Origin of the sequence: Serratia sp. MF1(2023) (assembly GCF_030954545.1) — a bacterium.
GTDB lineage: Bacteria > Pseudomonadota > Gammaproteobacteria > Enterobacterales > Enterobacteriaceae > Serratia > Serratia sarumanii.
Window position 1 is genome coordinate 532,343 of the sequence record NZ_JAVHUX010000008.1, and the last position, 14,735, is coordinate 547,077.

Sequence of the window (14,735 nt, forward strand, 5' to 3'; positions counted from 1 at the left end):
AGAGCGGGACAAATCGGTCGGGAACCGATTTGAACAGCGCTTGCGCTGGCCCGAAGGGGGGGCCTCAGGACGAGGCTCATCAGTCCCCAGGAGCTTACTTAGGTAAGTGACTGGGGTGACAAATCTGCCGGGAGCAGATTTGAACGCTGCTTGCAGCGGCCCTGAAGGGGCGTGGCCCATGGACGGGCCACGTAACTAAATGCAGCCAACACAGAGGCAACTTCAAGGATGACGGGTATATCGCGTTTTTATGCCGGATCCGTTACCTTATGCGGGCAGTTCAGCCCCTTTGTAAGGAAATTTATGCGTAATCGTACCCTGGCCGATCTCGACCGCGTAGTGGCGTTAGGCGGCGGACACGGCTTGGGCCGTGTGATGTCGGCCCTGTCGTCCTTAGGCTCCCGCCTGACCGGCATCGTCACCACCACCGACAACGGCGGTTCCACCGGCCGCATCCGCCGTTCGGAAGGCGGCATTGCCTGGGGCGATACCCGTAACTGTCTCAACCAGCTGATCACCGAACCGAGCGTCGCCTCGGCGATGTTCGAATACCGCTTCAGCGGCAACGGCGAACTGGCCGGCCACAACCTCGGCAACCTGATGCTGAAAGCGCTGGATCACCTGAGCGTGCGCCCTCTGGAAGCGATCAACCTGGTGCGCAGCCTGCTGAAGGTGGACGCGGCGCTGATCCCGATGTCGGAACAGCCGGTGGATTTGATGGCGCACGATCACGAAGGCAATCACGTTTACGGTGAAGTGAATGTCGATCAGCTGGCCCATATGCCGCAGGAGCTGATGCTGTCGCCGCCGGTCAGCGCCACGCGCGAAGCGCTGGACGCCATCGCGCAGGCCGACGTGATCCTGATCGGGCCGGGCAGTTTCCTCACCAGCCTGATGCCGCTGCTGCTGCTGGACGATCTCACCCAGGCGCTGCGTCGCAGCAGCGCCAGCATGATCTATATCGGCAACCTCGGCCGCGAGCTGAGCGTGGCCGCCGCGGCGCTGTCGCTACAGGATAAGCTGACGCTGATGGAAGAGAAGATTGGCCGCCGGATGATCGATGCGCTGATCGTCGGCCCGGCGGTAGACGCCAGTGAAGTGCAGGATCGGGTGGTGATTCAACAGCCGCTGGAAGCGAGCGACATCCCCTACCGCCACGATCGCCAGCTGCTGCGCCAGGCGCTGGATCGGGCGCTGGTGGCGCTGGCCGCCCGCCGCTGACCGAATTTAACCGTCTCGCCCGCGCAGCCAGGGATTATCGCTGGCTGGGGCGGGATGGCTGACCATATCGATATACAGATCTTCCACCTCTTTGCGCGCCCAGGGCGTGCGACGCAAAAACTTCAGGCTGGACTTGATGCTCGGATCGCTGCGGAAGCAGTTGATGCGAATGCGTGCGCCCAGCTCGGACCAACCGTAGTGATCCACCAGCTTATTCAGCAGTTGCTCCAGCGTCACGCCGTGCAGCGGATCTTTGGACTGGTGTTGGCTCATGTTCGGTACTCTTCGTGGTCAAATCGGGCCGCACACCTTAACAGCTTTGACGCGGCCGACAAGGAATTTCGACGCCCGCTACGCGGGCGCCATCCAACGGTCAGGAAATCGCAATAAACTGCTCGCGCAGCTGGTGGATCTGGTCGCGCAGCGCAGCCGCCTGCTCGAACTCCAGGTTTTGCGCGTGGGTGTACATCTGCGCTTCCAGATCGCGGATTTTCTGATCCAGCGCTTTCGGCGTAAGGTTCTGCAGCGAAGCGCCGCCGTCCGCCGCCTTGCCCTTGCCTTTGCTCTTGGCGCGGTTGACCGGCTGGCCGATCTGCAGAATGTCGCCGATCTTCTTGTTCAGCCCCTGCGGCACGATGCCGTTGGCTTCGTTGTAGGCCTGCTGCTTGGCGCGGCGCCGCTCGGTTTCACCGATCGCCTTGGCCATCGAATCGGTGATGCGATCGCCATACAGGATCGCCTTGCCGTTCAGGTTACGCGCCGCGCGTCCGATGGTCTGGATCAGCGAACGCTCGGAACGCAGGAAACCTTCCTTGTCGGCGTCCAGAATCGCCACCAGCGACACCTCAGGCATGTCGAGCCCCTCACGCAGCAGGTTGATGCCCACCAGCACGTCGAACTCGCCCAGACGCAGGTCACGGATGATTTCGACCCGTTCCACGGTATCGATGTCCGAGTGCAGGTACCGCACGCGCTCGCCATGCTCTTCCAGGTATTCGGTCAGGTCTTCCGCCATGCGTTTGGTCAGGGTGGTCACCAGCACGCGCTCGTTGATCGCCGCGCGCTTGCGGATCTCGGAGAGCAGATCGTCCACCTGGGTGGCGACCGGCCGCACCTCCACGATCGGATCCAGCAGCCCGGTCGGCCGCACCACCTGATCGATCAGATCGCCGCCGGATTTCTCCAGCTCGTATTTGCCCGGCGTCGCGGAGACATAGATGGTCTGCGGCGCCAGCGCCTCGAACTCCTCGAAGCGCAGCGGGCGGTTGTCCAGCGCCGACGGCAGGCGGAAGCCGTACTCCACCAGCGTTTCCTTGCGCGCGCGGTCGCCCTTGAACATCGCGCCGATCTGCGGAATGGTGACGTGGGATTCGTCGACCACCAGCAGACCGTCCGCCGGCAGGTAGTCGAACAGCGTCGGCGGCGGCTCGCCCTCGGCGCGCCCGGACAGGTAGCGCGAGTAGTTTTCGATGCCCGAGCAGTAGCCCAGCTCGTTCATCATCTCCAGATCGAACTGGGTGCGCTGCGTCAGGCGCTGCTCTTCCAGCAGCTTGTTGTTGGCCCGCAGCACCTTGCGGCGGTCCGCCAGATCGACCTTGATCTCTTCCATCGCCTGCATGATCCGCTCACGCGGCGTCACGTAGTGCGATTTCGGGTAGATGGTAAAGCGCGGCACCACTTGCTCGATCTGCCCGGTCAGCGGATCGAACAGTGACAGCCGCTCCACTTCTTCGTCGAACAGCTCGACGCGCAGCGCCAGCTCGTCCGACTCCGCCGGGTAAATGTCGATCACCTCGCCGCGCACACGGAAGGTAGCGCGCTGGAAGGCCTGATCGTTGCGGGAATATTGCAGCTCCGCCAGGCGGCGCAAAATGGATCGCTGATCGATGATCATCCCCTGGGTCAGGTGCAGCATCATCTTCAGGTAAAGATCCGGATCGCCCAGGCCGTAGATCGCCGACACCGACGCCACCACCACTACGTCGCGCCGCTCCAGCAGCGCCTTGGTGGCGGAAAGGCGCATCTGCTCGATGTGCTCGTTCACCGAAGCGTCTTTTTCAATGAAGGTGTCGGAACTGGGCACATAGGCTTCCGGCTGGTAGTAGTCGTAGTAGGAGACGAAGTATTCCACCGCATTCTCCGGGAAAAACTCTTTCATCTCGCCGTACAGCTGCGCCGCCAGCGTCTTGTTCGGCGCCAGCACCATGGTCGGCCGATTCAGATCGGCTATCACGTTGGCGATGGTGAATGTCTTGCCCGAACCGGTGACCCCCAGCAGCGTCTGGTGCGCCAGGCCGTCTTCCAGCCCCTCTTCCAGCTTGCGGATGGCTTCCGGCTGATCGCCGGCCGGTTTGAACTCTGAATGCAGTTTGAAAAGTTTACTCATTGCTCGGCTACCCTGTGGAGATGCGCGCGCTCAGGCGGCCAGCCGACTCTGCGCCGGGCATGGCCCCTAATTATGGAAAGTGTCGGCGATTTGCGCCAGTGCCCATGATACTGGATATAAAACCAGCTTCAAGCGGATTCGTCGCTGCGCCCGATGCCGCGGCAACGCCGTTGCACCGTGGCGTTACAGTCCGGTGACATTTTTATTGTCAATAACAGATTTATCCCCAGAACTTGCCGCGAATTAACTTATTGATAGCACCGCGTCGAAAAATCATACATAGAGACCTGATCAATACCCTCGCGTCTTGATTTTAATTAAATTATTGATAATTAATTACTTTAATAAAAAGACGAGAATGCGGGCAAAGCGAACAGAACCCGCGTCCGCTCTCGCTTTACAGCGTTTTTCTAAATCTAATACACAAGGTTATCCACAGGAATAGTGGATAACTCTCACCGCCCCGCCCGGGGCGGGAGTTACAGAAAGAAAGCTTTTCGCCCTTTACACTGGCCAAAATGCCTTTTTTAGTTATTTTTTCATAAAAATATCGCTTTGTTTATGCCGATTAATACTAAAAATCCCCATTGCCAAAATCGCATTGGCTCCTTTCACGTGGATCGCTCTTGACGGCGGCGCAATGCCTTGCACCATGCCCACACCGAACAGCACCACAAGAGTGCAAAAAACGTCCGGGTTAACTTGCCCGCGTATTTTCAGGCCGTCACGGCAGCGCGCGTCAGGCCTGACGTGCGGTTAACAAGGCGATAACAATCCCCCGTTTTCACCCGGCGGCAAAAATTGGCCTGGGAGTTGCTTTATCTTCCTGCGTATAAATGCGGTGCGGCAGCATGATGCGCTGCCGGCCGCGGAGTTTCACCGCCGCGGCGTTATCGCCCGTAAAAACGCAAGAACGACACCAAGTCGTCACAAGCGTCGTTTTTAACGACATATTGACTGTCATTCCGTCCACCGCAGACCTGGCTCTGGCTCCTCGGACGGACGGCATTTTGTTCCAGACATTGCCACACTCGGGAAATTCGCCGCTCATGCGGCCTTTGCAGCCCCCGCCAACGAGTGAAACGAGCGTCTATGAGGAGAATGCCAAATGCTGAGCCTGAGATCGGTCAATCAATTTTACGGGCAGAACCACACCCTGTGGGACATCAACCTGGAGCTACCACGCGGCCAGTGCACCGTCCTGCTCGGCCGCAACGGCGTGGGCAAGACCACGCTGGTTAACTGCATCATGGGGCATGTGCCGGTGGTGAGCGGCAGCATGACCTGGCAGCCGGCGGATCAGCCGCCGCAAAATCTGCTGCTGCAGCCGATGGAGCGCCGCGCCGCGCTGGGCATCAGCCACGTGCCCCAGGGGCGGCAGCTCTTCTCGCAGCTGAGCGTGGAGGAGAATCTGCAGGTGGCGCAAATGGCCGGGCGCGGCGCCCCTCGCCGCATTCCGCCGCTGATCTACAGCCTGTTTCCCCATTTGCGCCGCGCCGGCGATCTGTGCGTGGGCGCTCAGCGCCAGCTGGCGATCGGTCGGGCGCTGGCCCAGGAGCCGGCGCTGCTGATCCTCGACGAACCGACGGCGGGCGTCCCCCCCTCGATCGCCGCCGACATCGGCAACGTGATCCGCCGGCTCAACCGCGAACTGGGCATGACCATTTTACTGGTGGAGCATCAGCTGCCGTTCGTGCGCCGGGTGGCGGACCGCTTCTGCCTGTTGGACAGCGGGCGCACGGTGGCGCACGGCGCGCTGGCGCAGCTGGATGAGGCGCTGATCGGCGCCGGGTTGACAGGGCAAGAAGAAGGATGAGGGAGAGAAGCCCCCCTCATTGAGAGTTTATAGCAGGCTGATATCCAGATACTGCCCCAGCGGCGCCCGCTCAGCCTGCGGCAGGTGCGGGATTTCGCCCAGCAGCGGCGCCGGCAGCATGCGGCGCAGCGTGGCCAGGTATTCCTGATGCCGCCGCCCCGGCGGCGCCACGTCGTTGGCGATCCAACCGGCCAGCGTCAGCCCGGCCTGCTGCACCGCCTGCGCCGTCAGCACCGCGTGGTTGATGCAGCCCAGTTTGATGCCCACCAGCAGGATCACCGGCAGTTGCTCCTGCTGCACCCAGTCGGCGAAGGTGTACTCCGCCGACAGCGGGGTAAACCACCCGCCCGCGCCCTCGACCAGCACCCAGTCGGCGCGCTGTTCCAGCCGGCGCAGGCCGTCGGACAGCCGCGCCGCGTCGATCGGCCGGCCTTCATCGGCGCTGACGATATGCGGCGAGGTGGGTTCGGCAAAAACGTAAGGGTTCACTTCATCGTAGCTGAGCGCCACGCCGCTGTTGGCCTGCAGCGCCAGCGCGTCGCCGTTGCGCAGTCCCTCGGCGGTCATCTCGCTGCCGGAAGCCACCGGCTTATACCCGGCGCTGCGGTAGCCCGCCCGGTTGGCGGCCTGCAGCAAGGCGCTGCTGGCGACGGTTTTCCCCACTTCGGTGTCGGTGCCGGTTACGAACCAACGTTTAATCACGATAAATCACTCCATAAGCCAGATGATAGCTGAGCGGGAACTGCCCCCGCCGGCACGGGTAAGCCGCCTGCAGCGCGGCGAGACGGCCGCGCGACATCAGGCCGCCCTCGCGCCCCTGATGCAGGTGCGTGGCCCCGATGCCCTTGAGCGAACGCATCAGCGTCATCACGTCCGGGTAGTTCAGGGTGCGCAACTCCGTGACCAGCTCGTGTCGATAGCCAGCACAGGCGGCGCGGATCTGCGCTAGCGGCAGAAAGGCGTTCACGTGGCGCTCGCCGTCCACCTGTTGCCAGGCATCCCCCAGTTCCTGCAGCGATCCCGCCGCCAGCGTGGAAAACAGGATCGCGCCGCCGGGGCGGGTCACGCGGTACAGCTCCGCCAACGCGGCGGGCAGATCGCTGCACCACTGCACCACCAGGCTGCTGAAACAGATGTCCATCGCCGCATCGGGCAACGGCACCTGTTCGATATCGCCCAGCAGATAATGATGCGCCGCCTGCCGTTGACGGGCGACATCCAGCATGCCCGGCGCCAGATCGAGCGCGGTCACCTGCTTGCCGCGCTCGCGCCACAGGCGGCTGAAATAGCCGGTGCCACAGCCGGCGTCCAGCAGCCGTTCGCCCGGATGGGCACTCCCCATCCCCAGTAAGCGCTCGCCAACGTCACGCTGCAGCGCGGCGGCGGCGTCGTAGCTGCCGGCGGCGCGGCTGAAGGCCGAAGCGACCGCCTGTTTGTTCACCCAGTCATTGGCTGACGTCATGCAATACCTCCAGCAGGCGATCGATATCCTGCGGCTGATGCGCCGCCGTCAGGGTGATGCGCAGCCGCGCGCCGCCCGGCGGCACCGTCGGCGGGCGGATGGCGCTCACCCACAGCCCGTGCTCGCGCAGGCGGGCCGCCAGATCGAGCGCGCGCTGATTGTCACCCACCAGCAGCGGCTGGATGGCGGTGTCGGAGTCCGTCAGGGTCAGCGCCAGCGGCGCGGCGCCCTGGCGGAAACGGCGGATGTTGTCCTGCAGCCGGGCGCGCAGTTCATCGCCCTCTCGAATGCAGGCCAGCGCCGCCTGCAGCGCGCAGGCCTGCGCCGGCGGCATCGCGGTGCTGTAAATCAGATGGCGGGCGAACTGCAGCAGATACTCGGCGGTCGCCTCATCGCACAGCACCGCCGCGCCGCTGACGCCGAACGCCTTGCCGAAGGTCGCCACCAGCAGTTCAGGGCGCACGCCCTGCTGCCAGCAGCTGCCGCGGCCTTGCTCGCCGCGCACGCCGACGCCGTGGGCATCGTCCACCATCAGCCAGGCGCCCGCCGCGCGGGTTAGGCGATGCAGTTCCGCCAACGGCGCACCGTCGCCGTCCATGCTGAACACTCCTTCGGTCACCGCCAGCCGCTGCCCGTCGCAGGGTTTGGCCAGCAGATCTGCCAGCGCCTGCGGTTGATTGTGCTGGAAGCGGCGCAGCTCGGCCGGCGATTGCGCCGCCGCCTCCAGCAGCGAGGCGTGGCTGAGGCGATCGGCCAAAATGCGATCGCCCTTTTGCATCAACGCCGCCAGCACCGCCTGGTTGGCGGCGTAACCGGAGATGAACAGCAACGCGCGCGGATAGCCGAGCCACGCCGCCAGTTGCTCCTCCAGCGCCTGATGCGCCGTGCTAAAGCCGGTGACGTGGCCCGAACCGCCGCTGCCGACGCCGTAACGCTGCGCGCCCTGCTGCCAGGCAGCGATCACCCGCGCATCCTGGCTCAGCCCCAGGTAGTCGTTGCCCGAGAAGTTCAGGTAGAGACGATCGCCGAGTCGGATCTGGCGGCCGTTGCCGCCCTCGGTGGTCTGTCGCCGACGGTAGGCGGCATTCAGGCGCCGCTCTGCCAGCGCCTGCTCGATGCGTTGTGGCCAGCTCATCACAGCGCCGCGTTGTAAAACTCGGCGGTATCGGCGTTCAGCAGCTGCTTAGCCAGCACCTGCTGTTGCTGGTTGTCGCCGTGTTCGGTGGCGGTCTGCTGCGGGTTCAGCCCCAGCTTGCGGAACAGTTGCAGATCCTTGTCTTCTTCCGGGTTCGGCGTGGTCAGCAGCTTGCAACCGTAGAAGATCGAGTTGGCGCCGGCCATGAAACACATCGCCTGCGTCTGTTCGTTCATCTGTTCACGGCCAGCGGAGAGGCGGACATAAGAAGACGGCATCATGATGCGCGCCACCGCGATGGTGCGGATAAAGTCGAACGGATCGACGTCATCGTTATCCGCCAGCGGCGTGCCTTTTACCTTCACCAACATGTTGATCGGCACGCTCTCCGGCGGTTTCGGCAGGTTGGCCAGCTGCACCAGCAGCCCGGCGCGGTCACGCACCGTTTCACCCAGCCCGACGATGCCGCCGGAGCATACTTTGATGCCGGCGTCGCGCACTTTGTCGAGCGTATCCAGGCGTTCCTGGTAGCTGCGGGTGGTGATGATGCTGCCGTAGAACTCCGGCGAGGTGTCGAGGTTATGGTTGTAGTAATCCAGCCCGGCCTCCGCCAGCCGTTCGGCCTGAGTGCCATCCAGCGTGCCCAGGGTCATGCAGGTTTCCATGCCCATCGCTTTCACGCCCTGCACCATCTGCTGCAGATAAGGCATATCGCGCTCGTGCGGGTTCTTCCACGCCGCGCCCATGCAAAAACGGGTCGATCCGTTCGCCTTGGCCTTGCGCGCCGATTCCAGCACCTGCTCGACCTGCATCAGCCGCTCCGCCTCCAGGCCGGTCTTGTAGCGCGAACTCTGCGGGCAGTATTTGCAGTCTTCCGGGCAAGCGCCGGTTTTGATCGACAGCAGCGTGCTGACCTGCACCTGACGCGGATCGAAGTGTTGGCGGTGTACGGTTTGCGCTTCGAACAGCAGTTCAAGCAGCGGTTTATCAAACAGGGCCTGGGCTTGCCCTACTGTCCAGTGAATGCGATCGGCCATCATGGCGTCTCCAAAACGAAAAAGTGTCGCCAGTTTAAATATTGCGGATATACTGTCAACCAATCTTAATTCAATTTGGTTTACAAGTATGTCTGTCACCGCTTCCGACCTGGCGTTTGACCAACGTCATATCTGGCACCCCTACACCTCCATGAGCCGCCCGTTACCCTGTTACCCGATCGAGTCGGCCAGCGGCGTCGAGCTGCAGCTGGCGGACGGCCGGCGTCTGGTGGACGGCATGTCCTCCTGGTGGGCGGCGATCCACGGTTACAACCATCCTCGCCTGAATCAGGCCGCCAGCCAGCAGCTGGAGAAGATGTCGCACGTGATGTTCGGCGGTATTACCCATCCGTCCGCCATCTCGCTGTGCCGTCGGCTGGTGGAGATGACGCCGGAAGCGCTGCAGTGCGTGTTCCTGGCGGACTCTGGTTCGGTGGCGGTGGAAGTGTCGCTGAAGATGGCGCTGCAGTATTGGCAGGCGCGCGGCGAGCGGCGGCAGCGCATCCTGACGCTGCGCCACGGCTATCACGGCGATACCTTCGGCGCGATGTCGGTCTGCGATCCGGACAACTCGATGCACAGCCTCTATCAGGGCTATCTGGCGCCGCACCTGTTCGCCACCGCGCCGCAGTGCCGCTTCGACGAGGAATGGCGCGAAGAGGACATCGCGCCGTTCGCCGCGCTGCTGGAGCAGCACGCCGGTGAAGTGGCGGCGGTGATCCTGGAACCGGTGGTGCAAGGCGCCGGCGGCATGCGTATCTACCACCCAAGCTACCTCAAGCGGGTGCGCGAGCTGTGCGATCGCCATCAGGTGCTGCTGATCGCCGACGAGATCGCCACCGGCTTCGGCCGCACCGGCAAGCTGTTCGCCTGCGAGCACGCGCAGGTGGTGCCGGACATTCTCTGCCTGGGCAAGGCGCTGACCGGCGGCTACATGACGCTGTCCGCCACCCTGACCACCCGCCACGTGGCGGAGACCATCAGCAACGGCGCGGCCGGCTGCTTTATGCACGGGCCGACCTTTATGGGCAACCCGCTGGCCTGCGCGGTGGCGGATGCCAGCCTGGCTCTGCTGGCGGAAAATCGCTGGCAGGCGCAGGTGAGCGCCATCGAAGCCCAACTGAAGCAGGAGCTGCTGCCGCTCGCGGCGCTGCCGAAGGTGGCGGACGTGCGGGTGCTGGGCGCGATTGGGGTGGTGGAGATGCGTGAACCGGTGAACGTCGCCGAGCTGCAGCGCGGGTTCGTCGAACGCGGGGTGTGGATCCGGCCGTTCGGCAAGCTGATTTACCTGATGCCGCCTTACATCATCGAAGCGGAACAGCTCAGCCGCCTGACCGCCGCCGTGGCCGCCGCCGCGCGTTAATGGCTTACCAATGCTGGTCCAGATAGCGGGCCAGCAATCCCAGACACAGCAGCCAGAGTAAAATGATCATCACCGCCGCCATGCGGCCGGTGGGGTTATCGACGCGCTTTTGCGCCTTCTCGCGCAGCTCGGCCATCAGCGGCTTGGGGATCAGGCGCACCGCCAGCATGATGCCCAACGGTACGATAATCACGTCGTCCAGATAGCCCAGCACCGGAATGAAGTCCGGGATCAGATCGATAGGCGAGATCGCATAGCCGGCCACCAGCAGCGCGATCAGTTTGGCGTACCACGGGGTGCGCTTATCACGGGCGGCCAGCCACAGCGCGTAAATATCGCGCTTGATGCCTTTGGCCCAACGGCGCAGCCAGCCGAACCACGGCGTGCGTTTTTTCAGTGAGATCATGCTTATTTCATATAGGAACGTAAGACGGTCATCAATTGCTCGATGTCTTGCTCACGCTGCTGCGGCGTGGCGTCCGCAGCAGCCAAGTGTTCGCGCACGTGCCCTTCCAGCACCTGCGCCATCAAACCGTTGACCGCGCCGCGCACCGCTGCGATCTGCTGCAGAATAGCCGAACACTCACCGCCGCTTTCCAGCGCGCGCTCCAGCGCTTCGGCCTGCCCTTTAATGCGGCGCACCCGCGCCAACAGCTTCTTTTGATCTCTGATGGTATGGCTCATCATTTCCGCCTGATTGTTATTTACTATACTGGGGTATAGTATATTTCAGAACACTACCTTTTGCTGAGGAACTTCACCATGACTTCTCACGCGCCCGCTTTGCACCGCGAGCACAGCCACGTTTTTGACGATGGTAACCCATTGGCTGAAAGAAACACCAGATGGGCGGTGATACTCACCGCCGGTATGATGGCCATCGAGATCGCCGGTGGCTGGCTGTTTAACTCGATGGCATTGCTGGCCGACGGCTGGCATATGAGCTCACACGCGCTGGCTCTGGGCCTGTCGGTGCTGGCTTACGGCGCCGCACGACGGCTGGCCAAAGACCGCCGCTTCAGCCTCGGCACCTGGAAGATAGAAGTGCTGGCCGGTTACACCAGCGCGGTGTTGTTGGTGCTGGTGGCGGCGCTGATGCTGTTCCAGTCTGCGCAAAGGCTGATGAATCCCAGCCCGATTCATTACAACGAAGCCATCGCCATCGGTACGATTGGGCTGGCCGTCAATCTGCTTTGCGCCTGGCTGTTGCGCGGCGGCGGCCACCATCATCACGGGGATGACCACGATGACCATCATCATGACCTCAACCTTCGTTCCGCCTATATCCACGTCATCGCCGACGCCGCCACTTCGGTGCTGGCGATCGTGGCGCTGTTCGGCGGCAAGCTTTGGGGCGCCGTCTGGCTCGATCCGTTGATGGGCATCGTCGGCGCGATGATGGTGGCCGCCTGGGCCTATAGCCTGATGCGCGATAGTGGAAAGATTTTGCTGGATGCCGAAATGGACGCTCCCGTTGCACAAGAAATTCGTCAAACTCTGGCCACTGCCGGCCACTCGCTCACGCTGACCGATTTGCATTTAGGCCGCATCGGCAAAGGAAAGTATCATTGCGTCATCGCCTTGAGCAGCGCCGATCGCACCCTCACCCCCGATCGGGTACGCCAACTGTTGGCCGCGCGTCCCGAACTGGTGCATGTCACCGTCGAGATCAACCGTCCGCCGCTGGCGCAAGGGGTTGTATTGTTCCACCGAAAAGATCTAGCTTAAGGGTTCGCGTTTACCGACAACTGGGAGTCACTATGGCTTTTCGTTTGTACAGCAACGATCTGCAGGACGGCGGCAAACTGCCGCAGCAGCAGGTTTTCAACGGCATGGGCTATCACGGCGATAACCTGTCGCCCCACCTGGCCTGGGACGGCGTGCCGGCCGGCACCAAAAGCTTCGTGATCGCCGTTTACGATCCCGATGCCCCGACCGGCTCCGGCTGGTGGCACTGGATCGTGGCCAACATTCCCGCCGACGTGCGCGAGCTGCCGCAGGGCGCGGGCTCCGGCAAAGCCCCGCTGCCCGCCGGCGCGCTGCAGACCCGCACCGACTTCGGCTCAGCCGGCTACGGCGGCGCGGCGCCGCCGAGTGGCGAAAGCCACCGCTACCAGTTCACCGTGCATGCGCTGGACGTGGAGCGCATCGAGGTGGATGAGGGTTCCAGCGGCGCGCTGGTGGGCTTTAACGTCCATTTCCACAGCCTCGGCAGCGCCACGCTGACGGTGACGTTCAACTGATCCCCCGCCAATAAAAAAGCGCGATTCCACCGAATCGCGCTTTTTCCATACTCGTCTGACCGCCGAATTACTTCGCCAGCACGCTCACCCACATCGGGCCTTTGCCCACCGGATAACGCGCCAGCGTGGTCAGCTTACCGCTGGCCTGGTCAATTTCATGCACCGCGATGTGATCGGATTTCTGGCCGGACGAAATCACGAAGCGGCCGCTGTGATCGATGTTGAAACCGCGCGGCTGCGCTTCGGTCGGATGATAGCCGACCACGCTCAGCGTGCCGCCGTCTGCGGAAACGCTGAAGATGGTCAGAATGCTGGCGGTGCGGTCGCTGGTGTACAGGAAGCGGCCGTTCGGCGTGATATGGATGTCCGCCGCCCAGCGGGTGCCGTCGAAGTCGGCCGGCATGATGTCCAGCGTCTGCGTGACGGTGTATTTGCCGCCGTTTTCCGAGATGGCCAGCACGTCCACCGTGCCGTCCAGCTCATTGACGCAGTAGGCGAACTTGTCGTTGTGGTGGAACGCCATATGACGCGGGCCGGCGCCGGCGGCGGTCGCCACCGCTTCCTGCGCGTGCGGCGTCAGCTGGCCCGCCAGGCTCAGGTTGAACAGGCGGATGCGGTCTTCTTTCAGGCAAGGCACCAGCACCAGCTGGTTGGTCGGATCGATGTTCGCCGAGTGCGGCGCGGTCAGGCCGTCGATCTGCTGAATAGGCGCCGTCACCACGCCGTCGTGGCCGATCGGGCTGATGCTGGCGCAGTTGCCGCTGTAGGAGGCGGAGAACAGGTAACGCCCCTGCAAATCGGTGGAAATATGGGTCGGGCTGCCCGGCAGCGGCGCCATGCCGGCCTGCTGCAGCGTGCCGTCCGCCTCGATGCGGTAGCTGACGATGCCGAACGCCGGACGCACGCCGACGTACAGGTGGGTCTTGTCCGGATGAAGGGTCATCGGCTGCACCTGGCCCGGCACGTCAACGGTTTGCAGCAGCACCAGCGCGCCGGCGTCATCCAACTGCCAAACGTGGATCTGCTGGCTCTCCGGGCTGGCGACATAAACGATTTGCTTCATGTGTTCTCCTTGTAAAGGGTAAAAGAGGAACCGGTTTCAGGCCGTTCGATTGCCCCTAGCTTACCGCACATCCGTCGCATGGCAACCCCGCTTAGCACCGGAAGCTCACGCGGTTTTCTCCGTTGGCTATCCGGTGTACCATCGGATTAATTTTATGGCTAACGATAACGAGAACCCTATGAGCTACCGCGTCATCGCCCTCGATCTTGACGGCACCCTGCTGGACAACCAAAAACGCATCTTACCGCAATCGCTGGAAGCGCTGGCGCAGGCGCGCGCCGCCGGCATCCAGGTGGTGGTGGTCACCGGCCGCCACCACGTCGCTATCCATCCGTTCTACCAGGCGCTGCAGATAGATACCCCGGCCATCTGCTGCAACGGCACCTATCTGTATGATTTTCAGCAGAAGAAGGTGTTGGCGGCCGATCCGCTGGCGAAAGATCAGGCCAGGCAGGTGCTGCAGATGCTCAAACAGACCGACATTCACGGGCTGATGTACGTCGACGACGCTATGCTGTATCAGGAGCCGAGCGGCCACGTGATCCGCTCGCTGGCCTGGGCCGAAACCCTGCCGGCGGCGCAGCGCCCGACGCTGCTGCAGGTCGGCAGCCTGGCGCAGGCGGCCGACGACGCGCAGGCGATCTGGAAATTCGCCACCTCGCACGCCGATACCCTGGCGCTGCGCGAGTTTGCCGACACGGTGGAGAAAGAGCTGGGGCTGGCGTGCGAATGGTCCTGGCACGATCAGGTGGATATCGCCAAAGGCGGCAACAGCAAAGGCAAGCGCCTGCGCCAATGGGTGGAGTCGCAGGGGCTGAGCATGGATCAGGTGGTGGCGTTCGGCGACAACTACAACGACATCAGCATGCTGGAAGCGGTCGGATTGGGCGTGGCGATGGGCAACGCCGATGATGCGATCAAGGAACGCGCCGATCTGGTGATCGCCGATAACCTGCAGCCGGGCATCGCCGAGGTGATCCGCACCCGCGTACTCTAGTTTTTTCGCCCT

At 63.0% G+C, this 14,735-nt stretch carries 15 protein-coding genes; 6 read left to right on the top strand and 9 right to left on the bottom strand.

Annotation, left to right across the window (positions count from 1 at the left end; all coding sequences use genetic code 11):
• Nucleotides 1–303: 303 nt before the first annotated feature.
• On the top strand, nucleotides 304–1,221 hold the full coding sequence (yvcK, locus tag REA38_RS05435) for a uridine diphosphate-N-acetylglucosamine-binding protein YvcK (protein WP_033637504.1): 918 nt from the start codon (nucleotides 304–306) through the stop codon (nucleotides 1,219–1,221).
• Between the two features lie 6 nt (nucleotides 1,222–1,227).
• Here yvcK and REA38_RS05440 read toward each other — a convergent pair whose 3' ends face one another.
• Both REA38_RS05440 and uvrB read right to left on the bottom strand, forming a co-directional pair.
• Entirely contained in the window at nucleotides 1,228–1,494 is a 267-nt protein-coding gene (locus tag REA38_RS05440) for a VF530 family DNA-binding protein (protein ID WP_004939783.1), read from the bottom strand.
• A gap of 100 nt (nucleotides 1,495–1,594) precedes the next feature.
• Nucleotides 1,595–3,607: an excinuclease ABC subunit UvrB gene (gene uvrB, locus REA38_RS05445; RefSeq protein WP_308885236.1), complete on the bottom strand. Its 2,013-nt coding sequence runs from the start codon at nucleotides 3,605–3,607 to the stop codon at nucleotides 1,595–1,597.
• 1,108 nt (nucleotides 3,608–4,715) lie between these two features.
• Between uvrB and REA38_RS05450 the strand changes: the two genes are divergently transcribed.
• A complete protein-coding gene (locus REA38_RS05450) occupies nucleotides 4,716–5,423 on the top strand; it encodes an ATP-binding cassette domain-containing protein (protein WP_308885237.1) in 708 nt (235 codons plus the stop codon).
• Between the two features lie 27 nt (nucleotides 5,424–5,450).
• Here REA38_RS05450 and bioD read toward each other — a convergent pair whose 3' ends face one another.
• Genes bioD through bioB form a run of 4 tightly spaced genes read right to left on the bottom strand, consistent with a single transcriptional unit; the run spans nucleotide 5,451 to nucleotide 9,057 of the window.
• Nucleotides 5,451–6,125, bottom strand: a complete 675-nt coding sequence (gene bioD, locus REA38_RS05455; protein WP_161765187.1) for a dethiobiotin synthase — start codon at nucleotides 6,123–6,125, stop codon at nucleotides 5,451–5,453.
• Nucleotides 6,118–6,885, bottom strand: a complete 768-nt coding sequence (gene bioC / locus REA38_RS05460; RefSeq protein ID WP_033647122.1) for a malonyl-ACP O-methyltransferase BioC — start codon at nucleotides 6,883–6,885, stop codon at nucleotides 6,118–6,120. The genes bioD and bioC overlap by 8 nt, the downstream gene beginning before the upstream one ends.
• A complete protein-coding gene (gene bioF, locus REA38_RS05465) occupies nucleotides 6,869–8,020 on the bottom strand; it encodes an 8-amino-7-oxononanoate synthase (protein ID WP_308885241.1) in 1,152 nt (383 codons plus the stop codon). Before bioF ends, bioC begins: the two co-directional genes overlap by 17 nt.
• The gene (bioB, locus tag REA38_RS05470) at nucleotides 8,020–9,057 is read right to left on the bottom strand and encodes a biotin synthase BioB (RefSeq protein ID WP_308333058.1); all 1,038 of its coding nucleotides are present in this window, start codon (nucleotides 9,055–9,057) and stop codon (nucleotides 8,020–8,022) included. The genes bioF and bioB overlap by 1 nt, the downstream gene beginning before the upstream one ends.
• 88 nt (nucleotides 9,058–9,145) lie before the next feature.
• Between bioB and bioA the strand changes: the two genes are divergently transcribed.
• Nucleotides 9,146–10,420: an adenosylmethionine--8-amino-7-oxononanoate transaminase gene (gene bioA / locus REA38_RS05475; protein WP_049212786.1), complete on the top strand. Its 1,275-nt coding sequence runs from the start codon at nucleotides 9,146–9,148 to the stop codon at nucleotides 10,418–10,420.
• A gap of 4 nt (nucleotides 10,421–10,424) precedes the next feature.
• Here the strand turns inward: bioA and REA38_RS05480 are convergent, their stop codons facing one another.
• Together REA38_RS05480 and REA38_RS05485 are read right to left on the bottom strand one after the other, a co-directional pair.
• Nucleotides 10,425–10,826 carry a YkvA family protein gene (locus REA38_RS05480; protein ID WP_016928691.1) on the bottom strand — a complete coding sequence of 134 codons (402 nt, stop codon included), beginning with the start codon at nucleotides 10,824–10,826 and terminating at the stop codon, nucleotides 10,425–10,427.
• Nucleotides 10,827–10,828: 2 nt separating this feature from the next.
• Nucleotides 10,829–11,104 carry a metal/formaldehyde-sensitive transcriptional repressor gene (locus tag REA38_RS05485; protein WP_019453999.1) on the bottom strand — a complete coding sequence of 92 codons (276 nt, stop codon included), beginning with the start codon at nucleotides 11,102–11,104 and terminating at the stop codon, nucleotides 10,829–10,831.
• A gap of 78 nt (nucleotides 11,105–11,182) precedes the next feature.
• On the opposite strand from REA38_RS05485, the gene dmeF reads away from it, so the two are divergent.
• Together dmeF and REA38_RS05495 are read left to right on the top strand one after the other, a co-directional pair.
• Complete coding sequence (gene dmeF / locus REA38_RS05490; protein WP_072269709.1) at nucleotides 11,183–12,148, top strand: CDF family Co(II)/Ni(II) efflux transporter DmeF; 966 nt, start codon at nucleotides 11,183–11,185, stop codon at nucleotides 12,146–12,148.
• Nucleotides 12,149–12,180: 32 nt separating this feature from the next.
• The gene (locus tag REA38_RS05495) at nucleotides 12,181–12,663 is read left to right on the top strand and encodes a kinase inhibitor (RefSeq protein ID WP_033637497.1); all 483 of its coding nucleotides are present in this window, start codon (nucleotides 12,181–12,183) and stop codon (nucleotides 12,661–12,663) included.
• A 67-nt stretch (nucleotides 12,664–12,730) separates the two neighbouring features.
• Here the strand turns inward: REA38_RS05495 and pgl are convergent, their stop codons facing one another.
• Nucleotides 12,731–13,726: a 6-phosphogluconolactonase gene (gene pgl, locus REA38_RS05500; RefSeq protein WP_047568835.1), complete on the bottom strand. Its 996-nt coding sequence runs from the start codon at nucleotides 13,724–13,726 to the stop codon at nucleotides 12,731–12,733.
• A 178-nt stretch (nucleotides 13,727–13,904) separates the two neighbouring features.
• Here pgl and REA38_RS05505 point away from each other — a divergent pair, with 178 nt between their 5' ends.
• Nucleotides 13,905–14,723: a pyridoxal phosphatase gene (locus REA38_RS05505; RefSeq protein WP_033647130.1), complete on the top strand. Its 819-nt coding sequence runs from the start codon at nucleotides 13,905–13,907 to the stop codon at nucleotides 14,721–14,723.
• Nucleotides 14,724–14,735 lie beyond the last annotated feature (12 nt).

Bases quoted from the DNA above. Each gene is read 5' to 3' on its own strand.
- REA38_RS05450 (WP_308885237.1), top strand. From the start codon at position 4,716: ATGCTGAGCCTGAGATCGGTCAATCAATTTTACGGGCAGAACCACACC.
- REA38_RS05485 (WP_019453999.1), bottom strand. From the start codon at position 11,104: ATGAGCCATACCATCAGAGATCAAAAGAAGCTGTTGGCGCGGGTGCGC.
- REA38_RS05495 (WP_033637497.1), top strand. From the start codon at position 12,181: ATGGCTTTTCGTTTGTACAGCAACGATCTGCAGGACGGCGGCAAACTG.
- REA38_RS05440 (WP_004939783.1), bottom strand. From the start codon at position 1,494: ATGAGCCAACACCAGTCCAAAGATCCGCTGCACGGCGTGACGCTGGAG.
- bioB (WP_308333058.1), bottom strand. From the start codon at position 9,057: ATGGCCGATCGCATTCACTGGACAGTAGGGCAAGCCCAGGCCCTGTTT.
- REA38_RS05505 (WP_033647130.1), top strand. From the start codon at position 13,905: ATGAGCTACCGCGTCATCGCCCTCGATCTTGACGGCACCCTGCTGGAC.
- bioC (WP_033647122.1), bottom strand. From the start codon at position 6,885: ATGACGTCAGCCAATGACTGGGTGAACAAACAGGCGGTCGCTTCGGCC.
- bioA (WP_049212786.1), top strand. From the start codon at position 9,146: ATGTCTGTCACCGCTTCCGACCTGGCGTTTGACCAACGTCATATCTGG.
- uvrB (WP_308885236.1), bottom strand. From the start codon at position 3,607: ATGAGTAAACTTTTCAAACTGCATTCAGAGTTCAAACCGGCCGGCGAT.
- bioF (WP_308885241.1), bottom strand. From the start codon at position 8,020: ATGAGCTGGCCACAACGCATCGAGCAGGCGCTGGCAGAGCGGCGCCTG.
- pgl (WP_047568835.1), bottom strand. From the start codon at position 13,726: ATGAAGCAAATCGTTTATGTCGCCAGCCCGGAGAGCCAGCAGATCCAC.
- REA38_RS05480 (WP_016928691.1), bottom strand. From the start codon at position 10,826: ATGATCTCACTGAAAAAACGCACGCCGTGGTTCGGCTGGCTGCGCCGT.
- dmeF (WP_072269709.1), top strand. From the start codon at position 11,183: ATGACTTCTCACGCGCCCGCTTTGCACCGCGAGCACAGCCACGTTTTT.
- yvcK (WP_033637504.1), top strand. From the start codon at position 304: ATGCGTAATCGTACCCTGGCCGATCTCGACCGCGTAGTGGCGTTAGGC.